Source organism: Micromonospora sp. LOL_025 (genome assembly GCF_048060285.1).
Lineage (GTDB): Bacteria > Actinomycetota > Actinomycetes > Mycobacteriales > Micromonosporaceae > Micromonospora.
Genome location: NZ_JBHMIR010000023.1, coordinates 69552 through 84386, shown reverse-complemented (window position 1 = coordinate 84386; position 14835 = coordinate 69552). Strand labels below are relative to the sequence as shown.

Genomic DNA, 14835 nt, shown 5'->3' with positions numbered 1-14835 from the left:
GTGTTGTAACCAGTGCCACCGCCGGTTGATTCCGCCGCCGCGCCGCCCCGGGGACACCGGGTGCGGCAGACCATCGCCCAGCTCAGGGAACGGATCCTCGGCGGCGAGTGGCCGGTCGGCGGGCGGATCCCCACCGAGCCGCAGCTGGTCGCGGCGCTCGGCGTGGGCCGCAACACGGTCCGCGAGGCGGTGCGGGCGCTGGTGCACGCCGGGGTGCTGGAGTGCCGACAGGGCTCCGGGACGTACGTGGTGTCGACCGACGAGCTGGCCCCGGTGGTGGCCCGCCGGCTCACCGCCGACCGGATGGCCGAGGTGGTCGAGGTGCGCCGCGCCTTCGAGGTGGAGGCCGCCCGGCTCGCCGCGCTGCGGCGTACGACCGAGGACCTGGCGGCCCTGGACGGCGCGCTCGCCGCCCGCGAGGCGGCCTGGCGCGGTGGCCGGGTCGACGAGTTCGTGGAGGCCGACGCGGCGCTGCACACCGCCGTGGTCGCGGCGGCGCACAACGGCATGCTCGCCGAGTTGTACGCCTCGGTCGGCACCGCGCTGCGCAGCACGGTCGCCCAGTCGATGGGCGACGCGCTGGAGCCGGAGCGCTACGTCGACCACTCCCGGCTGGTCGAGGCGATCCGGGCCGGCGACCCGGACCGCGCGGCGATCGAGGCCGGCGCTTTTCTGGAGCCCGCGCCCGGGGCATAGGTTGTGCCGGACGGAAGACCGGACACTTCGGGAGTACGGATGCTCAAGGGCTTCAAAGACTTCATCATGCGCGGAAACGTCGTCGACCTGGCGGTCGGTGTCGTCATCGGCGCCGCGTTCACGGGCGTGGTCACCCAGCTCACCAAGTCGTTCCTGGAACCGCTGGTCCGGGTGCTCATCGCGCTGCTCACCGGCAGCGAGAACGGCCTCACCGGGTCCACACCGACGTTCCGCGAGATCCCGTTCGACTGGGTGGCCTTCGTCAACGCGCTGATCACGTTCCTGCTCACCGCGGCGGCGCTCTACTTCCTGGTGGTGTTCCCGATGAACAAGCTGGCCGAGCGGCGCAAGCGGGGCGAGGAGCCGCCGCCGAAGGCGCCCAGCGAGGAGGTCCGGCTGCTCACCGAGATCCGCGACGCCCTGGTCGCCGCCGGCCACACCACCCCCGGGCAGCGGCGCGGCGCGCTCGACGAGGTGCTCGGCCGCCGGGAGGAACCGCCCACTCCGCGCTGAACCCGGCGCACGCACATCGGCCCCTGCGGGAATCCCGCAGGGGTCGCACATTTTCGTACGCCTGTTCGATAGAGTCCCCGCCATGGAGCAGCGGAAGCACTGGTGGAACGGGAAATGGGGCCGGCTGGCCCGGCGCGACGTCTTCCTCCGGGTGGACGCCGACCGGTGGCACGTCGAGCAGCGCGCCGGCGGCTCCGAGGGCGTCTCCCGGTTCTACGAGTACGACACCGCCGAGGACGCCGAGGAGACGGTCCGGGCGCTGCTCCAGGGCACCGACACGTGGCGCGAGCTCTCCCCCCGCCCCCCGACCGCCTGGTCCCCGGAGGTGTGATCGGGGCCGTCGAGATCTTGGACAGTTGCCGTCCGGCCCGAGCGACAACTGTCCAAGATCTCGACGATGGTTTAGCCGGAGCGGGGCCCGGGAACCGCGCCAGGATGGAGCAGCAGGGCACCGAGCGACAGGCGACAGTTTCCCGGGTCACCACCGGCATGCGGGTGGTCGACGTCGACGGCACCGAGGTCGGCACCGTCGACCTGGTCCAGCGGGGCGACCCGAACGCGGTGACCGTGCAGGCGCCGACCGCCGACCCGGGCAGCAGCCTGGACGAGCTGATCGAGTCGACGGCCGTCGAGGAGCCGGACGTGCCGGCCGACCTGGCGGCCCGACTGCTGCACAGCGGCTACCTGAAGGTCTCCACCGACCTGGCCCGCACCGGCGCGGTCTATGTGCTCGCCGAGCAGATCGCCACCGTCACCGACGACCAGGTACGCCTCGACGTCCCGGCCCGCGACCTGCCGGCCGAGGAGTGAGCGCCGGTTCGGCCGCATCCGGCCCCGGCGATGCGGTCGCCGGTGCGGGCGGCGGCTCCGGCGCGGGCGGCCCGTCGGAGCGCCGGCGGAAGAGCAGGAGCATCACCCCGCCCGCGACCAGGCCCCAGAACGCCCCGCCCACGCCGGCCAGGGTCACCCCGGAGGCGGTGACCACGAAGGTGACCACCGCGGCCTCCCGGGCCGCCGGCTCCGCCAGCGCCGAGGTGAGCGCGGTGGCCAGCGCGCCGAGCAGCGCCAGCCCGGCGACCGCCTCGATCAGCACCGGCGGGGCGAGCGCGACCAGCGCGGTGGCCGCCCCGGCGCCGAGCCCCAGCAGGGCCAGCCCGATCCCGGCGGTGACCGAGGCGATCCAGCGACGGTCCGGGTCCGGGTGGGCGTCCGGGCCGGCGGCCAGCGCGGCGGTGATCGCGGCGAGGTTGACCGCGTGCCCGCCGGCGGGCGCGGCGACCACGGTGGTCAGCCCCGTGGCGCGCAGCGCGGCGCCGAAGGGCGGCCGGTAGCCGTAGCCGACCAGCACCGCCATCCCCGGTACGTTCTGCGCGGCCATGGTGACCAGGAAGAGCGGCAACGCGAGGCCCACCATCGCGGAGAGGCTCCAGGCCGGCGCGGTCAGCTCGACCGCGGGCAGCAGCCGCGCGCCACCGAGCCCGGAGACCGGGGTGGTCAGCGCGATCGCCGCCACCGCGACGACCAGCGCGCCCGGCACCGCCCACCGGCGGGCGAACCGGTGCAGCAGCAGCCAGGCCAGCACCACGGGGACGGCCAGGCGGGGCACCTCGACCAGCGCGCGGACGGGGGCGGTGCAGAGCGGCAGCAGGACGCCCGCGAGCATCGCGCCCGCGACCGGCCGGGGGATCGCCGCGACGGCCCGCCCGAGCGCGGGGAACAGCCCGGCGGCCACGATCAGCGCACCCGAGACGAGGAACGCCCCGACGGCGACGGGCCAACCGCCGGGCGCCGCACCGGTGGCGACCAGCAGCGCCGCGCCCGGGGTGGACCAGGCGACGCTCATCGGGATCCGGTGCCGCAGGCCCAGCCAGACGGCGGAGATCCCGGAGGCCACGCACACCGCCAGCAGCCCGGACGCGGCCTGCGCGTCCGAGGCGCCGACGGCCCGCAGGCCGGCCAGCACCACCGTGAACGAGCTGGCGAAGCCGACCAGCGCGGTCACCACGCCCGCCAGCACCGGTTGCGACAGTCCCGCCATCCCGCCTCCCCGACCGTTCCGTTTACGGAACAAGAACCTGTAGCACCATAGCGGGGTGCCGCAGACGTCACCAGTCCACCGATCGGCCCCCGATCCGGGCGCCGAGGCCGTCGGTCGCCGGGTACGCGCCCTGCGCGAGGAGCGGGGGATGTCGCTGTCCACCCTCGCCCGGCTCGCCGGGGTGGGAAAGGCAACCCTCTCCGGCCTGGAGAACGGCACCCGCAACCCGACCCTGGAGACGCTCTACGCGATCACCGCGCAGCTCGGCGTACCGCTGACGGCCGTGCTCTCCGGCCCGGCCGCCGGGCCGACCGTCCGCGGCGCCGCGGTCAGCGCCATCCTGCTGGAGGTCTTCGAGGACAGCGACGCCACCTACGAGCTGTACCGGATGCTGGTCGCGCCCGGTCCGGAGCAGCTCTCCCCCGCGCACCAGAAGGGGGTCACCGAGCACGTCACCGTCTTCTCGGGCGTGCTGCGCGCCGGCCCGGTCGACGCGCCGCTGACCGCCGCCGCCGGCGGGCACCTGCGCTGGACGTCCGACGTGCCGCACGTGTACGCCGCCGTCGGCGACGAGGAGGTCGCCGCCAGCCTCCTGCTCCGCTACCCCCGCCGCTGAGCACCCGTCGGCGACGCGGACCGCGCCGGCCCGGTCAGGCGTCTGCTCAGCCGTCCACCGGCGTCGGCACCGGCAGCCGCCGCTGCACCGCCCAGATCGCCGCCTCGGTACGCGACGCCGACCCGGTCTTGCGCAGCAGGTTGGACACGTGCACGGTGACCGTCCGCACCGAGATGCCGAGGGCCCGCGCCGCCTGCTTGTTGGACATCCCGGCGACCAGGCAGCCCAGCACCTCGATCTCCCGCCCGGTCAGCTCCGCGTCCACCGGATCCGCCGGCCGGCGCGGCGCCACCCTCGGCGGGCGCGGGGCGGGCGGCGGTCGGAGCAGCGCCTCGGGCCCCCGGCCGGCGTGCGCGGCGAGCAGCTCGGTCAGCGCGTACGGGTTGCCGCCGGTGCGCTGCCAGACGGCGCGCACCAGCCGGCCGGACGGGCGCGGGTCCGCGTACACCTGGGTCAGCACCTCGGCGACCTCGGCCGGGAGCAGCGGTCCGAGGTGTTGGCGGACGGCGCCCCGGACGCCGCAGAGCCGGGCCAGGGCGCGGACCGCGAGGTCCGGCGCGACGGCGTCCTCGGCGGGCCGGCTCGCCACCACCAGCAGCGCCGGCAGGTCGGCGGCGGTCGCCAGCTCGCCGACCAGGTTCAGGCTGGCCGGGTCGAGGGCGTGCAGGTCCTCGACCACCAGTACGGCCGGGCCGGCGCCGACCAGCAGCCGGACGACCCGCACCGCGAGCCGGAGCAGGGTGCCCGGCGCGTAGCGCTCGCGCGGCGCGGTCGGCTGCTGGGCGAGCCAGGCGAGCGCGTCCGGCGGCAGGTCGAGCCGGCTCGTGTCCCGGCCCGTGAGAACGGCGGCCAGCCAGTCGTACGGGGCGGGGCTGTGCACCCGGGCGGCGCCGGAGAGCACCACCGCCGGCCGGGGGGCGAATGCGTCCAGGGCGGCCGCGACCAGCAGGGACTTGCCCACCCCGGCGGCACCGGTGAGCACCGCGACGGCCGGCGCGGACCGTCGGGAGGTGACCACGGTGGACCACGCGCGGTCGAGCTCGGCCAGCTCACCGGCGCGCCCGACCATGGACACCGGCATCATTCCCCAACCCTACGCAGTAGTGCGTAGAGACGGCGGCAGGGTGTTCTTGGCAAGCTTGACCCCATGACGCTGATCCTCCGCTCGGCCATCCTCAACGACATCGGCCTGGTTCGCACCAACAACGAGGACTCCGCCCTCGCCGGTGACCGCCTCGTCGCGGTCGCGGACGGCATGGGCGGCCTGCCCGCGGGCGAGGTGGCGAGCGAGATCGTCATCCGCATCCTGGACGAGCTGAGCCCGCCGACCACCCCCGACGAGGCCGCCGGGGCGCTGCGCGCCGTGGTGAGCACCGCGAACCGCCGCATCCACGCCGCCATCACCGTCGACCCGGCGCGCGACGGCATGGGTACGACGCTGACCGCCGCCCTGCTCGCCGGGGACGCGCTGGTGCTGGCCCAGGTGGGCGACTCCCGCTGCTACCTGCTGCGCGACGGGGAGCTGACCCAGCTCACCCGCGACGACACGTTCGTCCAGGCGCTGGTGGACCAGGGGGCGCTCTCGCCCGAGCAGGCGCGGCACCACCCGCAGCGGTCCCTGGTCACCCGGGCGGTGCAGGGCTCGGACACTCCCCCGGCGATCGGGGTGCTCACGGTGGTGGCCGGTGACCGGCTGCTGCTGTGCAGCGACGGGCTCTCCGACTACGTCGAGGACGCCACGATCGCCGCCGCGCTGCACACGTACGGCGACCGCCACCAGTGCGGCGAGCAGCTCGTCAAGCTCGCCCACCAGGCCGGCGCGCCGGACAACGTGACCGTCGTGGTCTCGGACGTCGTCGCCGTCTGAGCTGCCCCCGGCTCCTGCGGCGGGCGGCTGCGGCCTACTAGATAGTTGTGCCACCTAGGTAGTACCGCTATGTTCGTCGGGTGGATTCCGACCGGCGCGGTCAGTGGCTGCGCGGTGTGCTCGACCTCTGCGTCCTGGCCCTGCTGCGCGAGGGCGAGTCCTACGGCTACCAGCTCGCCCAGGCGCTGGAGGCCGCCGGCATCGGCCCGATCCAGGGCGGCACGCTCTACCCGGTGCTGCTGCGCCTGCAACGCACCGGCCTGGTCACCGCCGAGTGGCGGGAGGGCGCGTCCGGGCCCGCCCGCAAGTACTACCGGCTCACCGACAGCGGGCGGGCGACCCTGCACGAGGGCGGCAACGCCTGGCTCGCGTTCGTCGCCCCGGTGACCGGCCTCGTCACGAAGGAGGTTGACGGATGAACGCCGACGAGTGGCTGCGGGCGTTCGCGGCCGAGTTGGACCGGCGCCGGGTCCGGGCGGACGCCGCCCGGCACGTGGTCGCCGAGGCCGCCACGCACCTGCGCGACAGCGGGGGCGACCCGTGGGCCGTCTTCGGCCGGCCGCACGACTACGCCGCCGCGATCGTCGAGACCATCGGCACCTCGCCCGGTCCGCGTCCCGGACCGGTCCGGCTGCACGCCCGGGGCATCACCAAGCGGTACGGGCGACGTACCGTCCTGCGCGACGCGTCGCTGACCGTCCGGGCCGGACAGATCGCCGCCGTGATCGGGGCGAACGGCTGCGGCAAGAGCACCTTCCTGCGCGTCTGCGCCGGGCTGGTCTCCCCCGACGCCGGGGAGGTGACCGTCTCCGGCCGGCTCGGCTACTGCCCCCAGCAGGGCGGCACCGCCGACTTCCTGCTGCCTGACGAGCACTTCGTGCTGATCGGCGCCGGTCGGGGCGTGGCCCGGGGGCCGGCTCGCCGCGCCGGCCGGGCGGCGGCCCGCCACCTCGGCTGGGAGACCGAGGGCGACGTCCTCGCCCGCGACCTCTCCGGCGGCACCCGGCAGAAGCTGAACCTGACGATGTCCACCCTCAGCGAGCCGGACGTGCTGCTGCTCGACGAGCCCTACCAGGGCTTCGACCGGGGCACGTACGTCAACTTCTGGGACCAGCTCGCCCGGCTGCGCGACGAGGGACGGGCGATCGTCGTGGTGACCCACCTGCTCAACCAGCTCGACCGGGTCGACCTGGTGCTCGATCTGACCCCGGCCACCCAGAGAGGGCGCGCGTGAACCGCCTCGTCACCGTCGCCGAGATGACCCTGCGGGAGCTGCTGCGCCGTCGGGGCGTGCTCCTGCTGCTGCTGTTGATGCCGCTGGCGTTCTGGCTGATCCGACGGGACTCCCACGTCGGGCAGTCGGTGCGTTCGCTGCTGCTCGGCATCAGCTGGGCCGTCAGCACCGCCGCCCTCTTCGCCACCGGCGCGGCCCGCGAGCTGGAGCCGCGGCTGCGGCTGGCCGGCTACCGCCCGCACGATCTCTATCTCGGCCGGATGCTCGGCCTGTGGGCGGCCGGGCTCATCCTGTCCGTGCCGTTCTTCGTGCTCACCGTCGTCGACGCGCCGGAGCTGCGGCACGGCGGGGTGGCGGTGGCGATGCTCTGCTGCGTGGGGGTGGCCGCGCCGTTCGGGATGCTGATCGGCGCGCTGCTCCCCCGCGAGCTGGAGGGGACGCTGCTGCTGCTCACCGTGGTGGCGGTGCAGATGCTGATCGACCCGGCCGGCACCGGTGCGAAACTGACCCCGTTCTGGTCCAGCCGGGAGATCGCCACCTGGGCGGTGGACCACACCGACTCCGGCTACCTGACGCGGGGGTCGCTGCACGGGCTGGTCGTCACCGCGCTGCTGATTGCCACCGTGGCGGCCGTGTTCAGCGTCCGGCTGCGCCGCCGCCGGCACCTGCGGCACCTGCCGATCGGCTGACCGCCCGCCGGCCGGTCACCGGCGATTGCGGTTGCGGCGACCGCCGAGCCGGGATGGGATGGGCGGATGACCGTCCGCCGGGTGAACGCCGAGGAAAGACTGTCCACCAGCTTCGCGCTCGGCGCGTACGCCTTCGAGGCGTCGCCGCGCAGCGCGGCCCGTGCGGAGGAGTTCCGCGGCTACCTGCCCTACAACGAGGGCAACCGGACGCTGGTCGTCGAGGAGGGGCGCACCACGCTGGCCGCCGCCTCGGCGATCCCGATGCGGCAGAACCTGCGCGGCGAGGTGCTGCCGATGGCCGGCGTCGCCGGGGTCGCCACCCATCCGCTGGCCCGCCGGCGCGGGCACGTACGCACCCTGCTGCACCGGCTCCTCGACGAGATGCGCGACGAGGGGCACCAGCTCAGCGCGCTCTACCCGTTCCGGCCGTCGTTCTACGCCCGGTTCGGCTATGTGGGGCTGCCGAAGCCGCGTACGGTCACGTTCTCGCCGGCCGACCTGGGCGAGCTGCTCAACGCCGACCTGCCCGGCGAGGTGGGCTGGGAGCGGATCGGCGAGGGCTACCGGGACTGGCGCGCGTTCACCGAACGGTGCCTGAACGAGCGGCACGGCTTCGCGATCTTCCCCGGCTACCGGGACGTGGGCTTGCGCGACCGCGACGAGCACTGGCTGCTGACGGCCCGCACGGGCGGTACGGTCACCGGCGCGCTGCTCTACCGCATCGACGACCACGGCGGCACGCTCGCCGCCGGCGACCTGCTCGCCGCCGACCCGCTCGCCCGGGCACTCATGTTGCAGTTCTTCGGCCGGCACGTCGACCAGGTGGAGCGGGTGACCGTCCAGGTGCCCGTCGACGAGGTGCCGGAGCTGTGGCTTACCGACCTGGCCGTGCACGTCGAGGCGCGGGTGGCCCGACCGAGCTACGCCGCGCCGATGGCCCGGCTGCTGTCGATCGACGCGCTGGCCGGGCTGCCCGTCGGGCCGGGCCGGGTGCGGGTGGAGCTGACCGGCGACCGGTGGCTGGCCGGGTCGTACCTGCTGGACGGCACGACGACCGGCGTGCTGGAGCTGGTCACCGGGGCCGCCGCCACCGTCGGCTCGCTGCCGACCGCCACGCTGACCGCCGCCGGCCTCTCCGCCCTGGCGTACGGGGTCCTGGACCCGGTCGAGGTGGGCCTGCGGGGGCTGGGCGACGTGTCGACGGACGCGGCGGCGGAACTGCGCCGCCTCTTCCCCCGCCAGCACCCGTACGTCTTCGCCGACTTCTGACCCGCCCACCCCGCAGGCGTGGGTCAGTAGGGGTTGCCGTGGCCGGCGGGGCGGCCGCGCAGCAGGGCGGTGGGGCGGCCCGGGAGGTGGCGGGCCGCCGACATCGGCGGGCTGGCGGTGTGCGCGCCGTCGGCCATGCCGGCGAAGAGTTCCTTCAGCGCGCTGAGCCCGTCGTGGCGCGGGTGCCAGCCCAGCTCCGTCTCGGCGCGCTCGCTCGACATCAGCGGCGCGTGCAGCGCCAGCTCCACCCAGCCGGCGTCGATCGGTTGCAGCCGCGCCCGCCAGGTCAGGGCGGCGGCGACGCGCAGCACCGGGGCGGCGACGGGCACCGTCCAGCCGTGGAAGTGGCGGGCCACCAGCTCCGGGGTCAGCACCGGGTCCGCGGCGACGTTGAACGCGCCGCGCGCGTCACCGAGGACCGCCCGGGCGTACGCGTCGGCGACGTCGTCGGTGTGCACCGCCTGCATCCGCAGCCGCCGGTTCGTCGGCACCAGCGGGATCCGGCCGAAGCGCAGCAGCCGGACGGGCGCGAACGGGCCGAGGAAGTAGCGGGTGATCTCGGTGGCCGCCGCCCGCTGGAAGTTCAGGCCGGGTCGCAGCCGCACCACCCGCAGCCCCGGGTGCTCCCGCTCGGCGCGGTCGAGCAGCGCCTCCACCTCGGCCTTGTCCCGGCTGTACGACGAGCCGGGCACCCCCGTCGCCGGCCAGCGCTCGGAGACCGGGTGGTCCTTCGGGCCGGGCGCGTAGACGCCGACCGACGAGGCGTACACCAGGGCCGGCACGCCGGCGCGGACCACGGCGTCGATCACGGCCGCGCTGCCGCCCACGTTGGTCCGGTGCAGCACCCGCTGGTCGTGGCTGGGCTGGATCTGCCAGGCCAGGTGCACCACCGCGTCGGCCCCGGCGAAGACCTCGGCGAGCTGGTCGGCCGCGCCGGGCAGGCCGACGTCGCAGGAGTGCCACTCCACCTGGTCGTACGGCTCGCCGCAGTCCGGCCCGGGCAGCCGGCGGGCCACCCCGGCGAGATCCACTCCGCGTTCCCGCCGCAGCCGGCGCAACAGGGCGGTGCCCGCGTTGCCGGTCGCCCCCACCACCACGATCCGCATGCCCGTCCCGTACCCGGTCAGGCGCGAGTCAATCGCGGCGGGCGGCAGCGGACGCGACCGTCGTCGCCTGCGGATCCGCGCCGCCGACCGCCGCCGTCAGGGGCGGGGCGAGTGACGGACCCAGTTCTTCTGCCCACCCCGGCGGCGACCCTGCGAGGCGGCCAGGCAGCGCGGGCAGATCCGGCCGACCGGGTCCGCCTCGGTGAGCACGTCCGTCGAGGTGTACTCGAACCGCACGTGCGGGAAGCGGCGCAGCCGGGTCCGGCTGAGCGGGAGCCCGCAGACGGTCTGGTTCTGCCCGGGCAGCCAGGCGTGCACCTCGCCGGCCGGCTCCCGTACGCCGTCCGGGCCCGTCCCCTCGCTGGAGGCCGCCACGGCCGGGGTGCTGCTCATCCTCATACGGACACGGTTCCCCCACGCCGCCCCGCCCATGCCTGCCGGATCGGTGCGGGCGACGACACGGCGGGCCCGGCCGGCGGTCAGCCGCGCCGGGCCAGCAGGGCGGCGATCAGGCAGGCGAACGCGGCCACCGAGGAGAGCGTGCGGACGAGGTTCCCGCGTACCCACGCCGCCTCGAACCAAACCCGCACCTCGGCCAGGTCGGCGATCCGGTCCACCGGGCCGGCGGCCTCCAGCCGGTTGTTCAGCGGCACGTTGAGGCGCGCGGTCACCCCGACGGTGACCAGGTAGCAGGCCAGCGCGGCGACGGTCCAGACGAGGACGGGGCCGCCCCGGTCCAGGTGCACGGCGATGGCCACGGCGAGCAGCAGCGGCGCGCCGAGGAAGGTGCCGAGGAACCAGCCGTTGAGGATCCGCCGGTTGATCGACTGCATGGTGCCGACCAGCGTCCGGTCGTCGGTGGCGGCCAGACCCGGCATGACCGCGCAGGTGAACGCGAAGAACAGCCCCGCCACCAGCCCGGTGGTCAGGGTCGCCCCGGCCAGGGCGGCGGCACGGATCGTCTCGGTCATCGGTGGTCCTCCCCCGTCGTCGTCCCACCAGTCAACCGGGCGCTGCCCCTCCCGCCCATGGCCGAGCCGCTCGCCCCCATAAGCACCCGTCCACCGGGCTGTGACCGAAGCGGGGAGTTCGACCGCCGCCGGTGCCCGGCTGAACGGGCGCGGATTCGTCGACGCGACCTTGTGAACTTCTGCGCGATGCCACACCATGCCGATGTTCATCGATATCGGCGAGAGGGCGGCGACGTGACGAGAGTAAGCGCGTGGGGTCGACTGCGGGCGATCGGAGTGGCGGCGGGAGTCCTGCTCGGGATCGCGGTCGTTCCGGCGCAGCCGGCTTCCGCGCAGGCCGGGGTGATGGTCCAGCCGGTGGGTGGGCGGGTCACCGGGGTGCTCGCGAACAGGTGCGGCGCCACCGACAGCGATCACTACGGGGTGGACATCGCGGGCAACAGCGGGATGGCGATCGGGGCGGCTTACCCGGGCACGGTGGCCTTCGCGGGTTGGACCTCGGGTGGCGGCAACATGGTGACGCTCTCGCACGCCGGCGGCTACCAGACCCGCTACCTGCACATGGTGCGGGCGGCGTCGGTCGCCGTGGGGCAGCAGGTCGGGCAGGGGCAGGTGCTCGGTCACGTCGGCAGCACGGGCAACTCCACGGGCCCGCACCTGCACTTCGAGATCCGCCGCCACGGCGCGGTCTACGACATCCGCCCGGCGTACGCCTGCGGCGGCACGGTCACCAAGGGCGCCCCGATCAACCTCCCGTTCGCCGACCTGCCGCCGGTCAACGCCGTCCCCGACCGGGTCCTGGTGGTGCGCACCGACGGGACGCTCGCGGCCAAGGAGTCGCTGAACGGAACCGTGCACGAACTCAAGACCAACGTCGCCAGGGTCTCCGCCGACCGCGACCGCGTCGCCGTGATCAGCACGAACGGGGCCGCCGAGGTGAAGGTCGGCGGCCTCACCGCCGGCTGGGTGACGCTGTTCCACAACGCCAGGGACGTCGTCGTCGACGGTGACCGCTACGTCGTGCTCGGCACCGACGGCAGGGCCTGGGCCAAGGACGGCCTCTACGCCACGAACTGGGCCCACATCTCGAGCAACACGACCGTGATCGACGCGGCCGACGGTCGGATCGGGGTCATCGAGAACGGCGTCGCGAAGGTCAAGGAGGGGCCCATCAACGCGTCCTGGCACACCGTTGCCGCCAGCGCGACCGACCTGTCCCTCGACGGGGCGCGGATCGGCGTCGTCGAGGGCGGCACGGCCAAGGTCAAGGAGGGGCCGCTCAACGCGGCCTGGGTGAACCAGGCCGCCGGCCGGCAGGTCGTCGTCGAGGGCTACCGGATCGCCGTACGGGACGACAGCGGCAACGCCTACGTGAAGGCCGGCCCGCTCAACGCAAGCTGGGACCACGTCGCCACCGGCGCCTCGGATCTCGACGTCGCCGGCAACCGGATCGCCGTGGTGTCCGGCGGCTGGGCCCGGGTGAAGGAACCGAACCTGAACTCGTACTGGGTGGACGTCGTCGTCAACGCCCGGCAGGTGGCCCTCGCCAACCAGTGACGCCCCACCTGAGGACGAGCGCGCAGGTGGTCAGGAGGCGGGCCTGGGGCGGGCCCAGGCGGTGAAGCGGTCGGCCAGGTCGACGCGGGGACTGCCGCCGTCCAGCCCGGCGAGCTGGGCGGCGGCCTCGACCTGGAGGGTGGCGAGGTAGACCAGCAGGGCGGTCCGATCGGTCCGGTACTCGCCGAGCAGGCGCAGCTTCGCCGCCGAGCAGGGCCAGGCGATCCCGCAGGCCGCGCAACGCCAGGTCGGGCGGGACGGTACGTGGTCGCGTCGCCGGGTCACCGCGACGGCACCCCGACGACCGTCGCCCGGTCCAGCCGGACGGAGGCGTACCGCTCGCGCGGTCGAAGCGTGCCGTCCTGGTTCAGCTCCCGGCCGCGCAGCTCGACCCACTCCGCGCCCTGGAACGGACCCCGGTCGAGGATCTCGGTGACGTACATCGTGAGGGCCCCGACGCCGAACCGGTAGGAGTCCTCCGGGACGCGGATCACCTCGCCCAGCGCGATCGTCCGCTCCCCGCGCGGCCTGTCGACCGTCACGTCTTCCTCCTGCCCGTCGGCCGGTCCGTCACCTGGAAGGGGGCCGCCCACGGACGCCCGCCCGGGGGCGGCCCCCGCGAGGACCGCCCCCGGCCAACGCTCCACGAGCGGCCCTCGCTGGTGACACTCTGCTGTGGAGGCGACTACGCTCGGAAGGCTCCACGCGCGTCCGGGCCGGGCTGGCCGAGCCCACGCCCGAGGGGTGGCGCCGCGGGTAGTCGATCTTCAAACTGGGAGGCTCTGAATGGCCGACGTGCCGAGCCCGCTCGCCGCCTTCATCGTGGGCGAGATCCGCCGCGCCAGGGGAGGCGCCGGCATGACGCAGGAGACCTTCGGCCGGGGCGCGGGCTTCAGCGCGTCGCACGTCAGCGCCGTCGAGGGCGGCACCCGGGCGCTGACGATGGACTTCATCAAGGGAGCCGACCGGGCCCTCAGGACCGGCGGGCTCTTCGAACGGCTCGTCGCCAGCGTCGGCGCCCCGTCCTGGTTCCTCCCCTGGCTCGACGCCGAGCGCGCCGCCACCCAGCTCCGCTACTTCGAGCCGAACCTGATCCCAGGGCTGCTGCAAACCGATGCCTATGCGCGTGCAGTGTTACGGCTCGATCCCCGACTCAGCGAGGACGAGATCGAGCGGCGGGTGACAGCGCGAGTCGAGCGACAGGTGATCCTGACGCGTGAGCCGCCGCCGCAACTCGTCGTCGTAGTGGACGAGCAGGCGATCCGGCGCGCTGGCGACGGCACCGAGAAAGTGATGGCTGAGCAGTTGACGCACCTACTAGCCTGCGCGGAGCGACCGAACATCAGCGTGCATGTCATCCCGGCCGATGTCGGGCTACACGCCGGGCTCTCGGGCCCGCTGTCGCTGGCGCGCCTGGCTGACGGCAGTTGGGTGGGGCACTTGGAGAACCAGCTCGGCGGAGACGTCGTGGACCGGCCGGAAAAGCTGGATACGCTCTTCGATCGATGGGAAAGCGTCCGCACCGAGGCGCTGCCACGGCGGCAGTCCCTCGATTTGATCAAGGAAGTAGTGAGTCCATGGATCTAACTGGCGCCTTGTGGCGGAAGTCCACCCGGAGCGGAACCAGCGGCGGGAACTGCGTCGAGGTGGCCGACAACCTGCCCGGTGTGGTCGCCGTCCGCGACTCCAAGGACCCGACCGGCCCCACCCTGACCTTCACGCCCACGGCGTGGCGCGCGTTCGTCGCCCGCACCGCCGGGCGAGCCTGACCCTCCCGTACGCCCGGCGGTGCCCGCTCCTGGACGGGCGGGTACCTCCGGCGGCGAGCCTCGCTCACCCTCTGAGCTGCCGTTGCCCCCGACGGCACGAAAGCCGAGAGTCGCAACCGGCCGCCTTCCGGTAACCTGAGCGCGCGGGCCGCTAGCTCAATGGCAGAGCTGTGGACTTTTAATCCATAGGTGTCGCTGCGCTACATCGGTATCCATCGACGAGATATCGGGCCTCACCTGCCGGCTCGCGCCCGTCGACATGACGATCTACGTCCCTGGTGGACCCTGGCACCTCGCAGGGTGCTCGTCTGTTCGTAAGGCGGTTGGCCGGCATGAGTCCCGAAAGCCGACCGTCCATCCGAGTCTCGACGGTTGTCGCGCCGGATATCGCCGGGTTCCAGCAAGCAAACGTGTCGCACCGTCCAGCCGGCGCCGGTCCGGCACACAGCTTCCGAGCGTACGCGGAGCATCAACGACGGAAACAAGCATCGTTGAGCTAGCTAGCCGACT

Annotated in this window: 20 protein-coding genes; 13 read left to right on the top strand and 7 right to left on the bottom strand. The window is 74.2% G+C overall.

What is annotated here, in order from left to right; translation table 11 throughout:
• The first annotated feature begins 12 nt into the window (after window positions 1-12).
• From ACFHW0_RS23910 to ACFHW0_RS23895, 4 genes are all read left to right on the top strand, one after another.
• Window positions 13-696 (top strand): FadR/GntR family transcriptional regulator, encoded by a 684-nt coding sequence (locus ACFHW0_RS23910; RefSeq protein WP_416610991.1) that lies wholly within the window; start codon window positions 13-15, stop codon window positions 694-696.
• A 39-nt stretch (window positions 697-735) separates the two neighbouring features.
• Window positions 736-1209, top strand: coding sequence for a large conductance mechanosensitive channel protein MscL (gene mscL / locus ACFHW0_RS23905; RefSeq protein WP_416610989.1), 474 nt, complete (start codon window positions 736-738; stop codon window positions 1207-1209).
• Window positions 1210-1291: 82 nt separating this feature from the next.
• On the top strand, window positions 1292-1540 hold the full coding sequence (locus tag ACFHW0_RS23900) for a hypothetical protein (RefSeq protein ID WP_416610987.1): 249 nt from the start codon (window positions 1292-1294) through the stop codon (window positions 1538-1540).
• A gap of 104 nt (window positions 1541-1644) precedes the next feature.
• Window positions 1645-2019, top strand: coding sequence for a hypothetical protein (locus ACFHW0_RS23895; RefSeq protein WP_416610985.1), 375 nt, complete (start codon window positions 1645-1647; stop codon window positions 2017-2019).
• Here ACFHW0_RS23895 and ACFHW0_RS23890 read toward each other — a convergent pair.
• Window positions 1961-3247 carry a benzoate/H(+) symporter BenE family transporter gene (locus tag ACFHW0_RS23890; protein ID WP_416610983.1) on the bottom strand — a complete coding sequence of 429 codons (1287 nt, stop codon included), beginning with the start codon at window positions 3245-3247 and terminating at the stop codon, window positions 1961-1963. The two genes, ACFHW0_RS23895 and ACFHW0_RS23890, sit on opposite strands and share 59 nt — an antisense overlap.
• A gap of 148 nt (window positions 3248-3395) precedes the next feature.
• Here ACFHW0_RS23890 and ACFHW0_RS23885 point away from each other — a divergent pair, with 148 nt between their 5' ends.
• A complete protein-coding gene (locus ACFHW0_RS23885; protein ID WP_416610981.1) occupies window positions 3396-3863 on the top strand; it encodes a helix-turn-helix domain-containing protein in 468 nt (155 codons plus the stop codon).
• A 46-nt stretch (window positions 3864-3909) separates the two neighbouring features.
• Here the strand turns inward: ACFHW0_RS23885 and ACFHW0_RS23880 are convergent, their stop codons facing one another.
• Complete coding sequence (locus ACFHW0_RS23880; RefSeq protein ID WP_416610979.1) at window positions 3910-4947, bottom strand: AAA family ATPase; 1038 nt, start codon at window positions 4945-4947, stop codon at window positions 3910-3912.
• Between the two features lie 63 nt (window positions 4948-5010).
• On the opposite strand from ACFHW0_RS23880, the gene ACFHW0_RS23875 reads away from it, so the two are divergent.
• The 5 genes from ACFHW0_RS23875 to ACFHW0_RS23855 all read left to right on the top strand — a co-directional run bounded on the left by ACFHW0_RS23875 (window position 5011) and on the right by ACFHW0_RS23855 (window position 8922).
• Window positions 5011-5730, top strand: coding sequence for a PP2C family protein-serine/threonine phosphatase (locus ACFHW0_RS23875; RefSeq protein ID WP_416610977.1), 720 nt, complete (start codon window positions 5011-5013; stop codon window positions 5728-5730).
• Between the two features lie 80 nt (window positions 5731-5810).
• Window positions 5811-6149 (top strand): PadR family transcriptional regulator, encoded by a 339-nt coding sequence (locus ACFHW0_RS23870; RefSeq protein WP_416610975.1) that lies wholly within the window; start codon window positions 5811-5813, stop codon window positions 6147-6149.
• The gene (locus ACFHW0_RS23865; protein WP_416610973.1) at window positions 6146-6964 is read left to right on the top strand and encodes an ATP-binding cassette domain-containing protein; all 819 of its coding nucleotides are present in this window, start codon (window positions 6146-6148) and stop codon (window positions 6962-6964) included. Before ACFHW0_RS23870 ends, ACFHW0_RS23865 begins: the two co-directional genes overlap by 4 nt.
• Entirely contained in the window at window positions 6961-7653 is a 693-nt protein-coding gene (locus ACFHW0_RS23860; RefSeq protein ID WP_416610971.1) for a hypothetical protein, read from the top strand. The genes ACFHW0_RS23865 and ACFHW0_RS23860 overlap by 4 nt, the downstream gene beginning before the upstream one ends.
• 66 nt (window positions 7654-7719) lie before the next feature.
• On the top strand, window positions 7720-8922 hold the full coding sequence (locus ACFHW0_RS23855; RefSeq protein WP_416610969.1) for a GNAT family N-acetyltransferase: 1203 nt from the start codon (window positions 7720-7722) through the stop codon (window positions 8920-8922).
• A gap of 23 nt (window positions 8923-8945) precedes the next feature.
• Here the strand turns inward: ACFHW0_RS23855 and ACFHW0_RS23850 are convergent, their stop codons facing one another.
• The 3 genes from ACFHW0_RS23850 to ACFHW0_RS23840 all read right to left on the bottom strand — a co-directional run bounded on the left by ACFHW0_RS23850 (window position 8946) and on the right by ACFHW0_RS23840 (window position 10999).
• Window positions 8946-10028, bottom strand: a complete 1083-nt coding sequence (locus tag ACFHW0_RS23850; protein ID WP_416610967.1) for an NAD-dependent epimerase/dehydratase family protein — start codon at window positions 10026-10028, stop codon at window positions 8946-8948.
• A 96-nt stretch (window positions 10029-10124) separates the two neighbouring features.
• Window positions 10125-10421: a hypothetical protein gene (locus ACFHW0_RS23845; protein WP_416610965.1), complete on the bottom strand. Its 297-nt coding sequence runs from the start codon at window positions 10419-10421 to the stop codon at window positions 10125-10127.
• An 86-nt stretch (window positions 10422-10507) separates the two neighbouring features.
• The gene (locus ACFHW0_RS23840) at window positions 10508-10999 is read right to left on the bottom strand and encodes a DUF1772 domain-containing protein (protein ID WP_416610964.1); all 492 of its coding nucleotides are present in this window, start codon (window positions 10997-10999) and stop codon (window positions 10508-10510) included.
• Window positions 11000-11233: 234 nt separating this feature from the next.
• Here ACFHW0_RS23840 and ACFHW0_RS23835 point away from each other — a divergent pair, with 234 nt between their 5' ends.
• Window positions 11234-12556 carry a M23 family metallopeptidase gene (locus ACFHW0_RS23835; protein ID WP_416610962.1) on the top strand — a complete coding sequence of 441 codons (1323 nt, stop codon included), beginning with the start codon at window positions 11234-11236 and terminating at the stop codon, window positions 12554-12556.
• A 30-nt stretch (window positions 12557-12586) separates the two neighbouring features.
• Here the strand turns inward: ACFHW0_RS23835 and ACFHW0_RS23830 are convergent, their stop codons facing one another.
• The gene (locus tag ACFHW0_RS23830) at window positions 12587-12841 is read right to left on the bottom strand and encodes a flavin reductase (protein WP_416610960.1); all 255 of its coding nucleotides are present in this window, start codon (window positions 12839-12841) and stop codon (window positions 12587-12589) included.
• Window positions 12838-13098, bottom strand: a complete 261-nt coding sequence (locus tag ACFHW0_RS23825) for a hypothetical protein (RefSeq protein WP_416610958.1) — start codon at window positions 13096-13098, stop codon at window positions 12838-12840. Before ACFHW0_RS23825 ends, ACFHW0_RS23830 begins: the two co-directional genes overlap by 4 nt.
• A 244-nt stretch (window positions 13099-13342) precedes the next feature.
• On the opposite strand from ACFHW0_RS23825, the gene ACFHW0_RS23820 reads away from it, so the two are divergent.
• Window positions 13343-14143 carry a helix-turn-helix domain-containing protein gene (locus ACFHW0_RS23820; protein ID WP_416610956.1) on the top strand — a complete coding sequence of 267 codons (801 nt, stop codon included), beginning with the start codon at window positions 13343-13345 and terminating at the stop codon, window positions 14141-14143.
• On the top strand, window positions 14134-14325 hold the full coding sequence (locus ACFHW0_RS23815) for a DUF397 domain-containing protein (RefSeq protein ID WP_416610954.1): 192 nt from the start codon (window positions 14134-14136) through the stop codon (window positions 14323-14325). Before ACFHW0_RS23820 ends, ACFHW0_RS23815 begins: the two co-directional genes overlap by 10 nt.
• Window positions 14326-14835 lie beyond the last annotated feature (510 nt).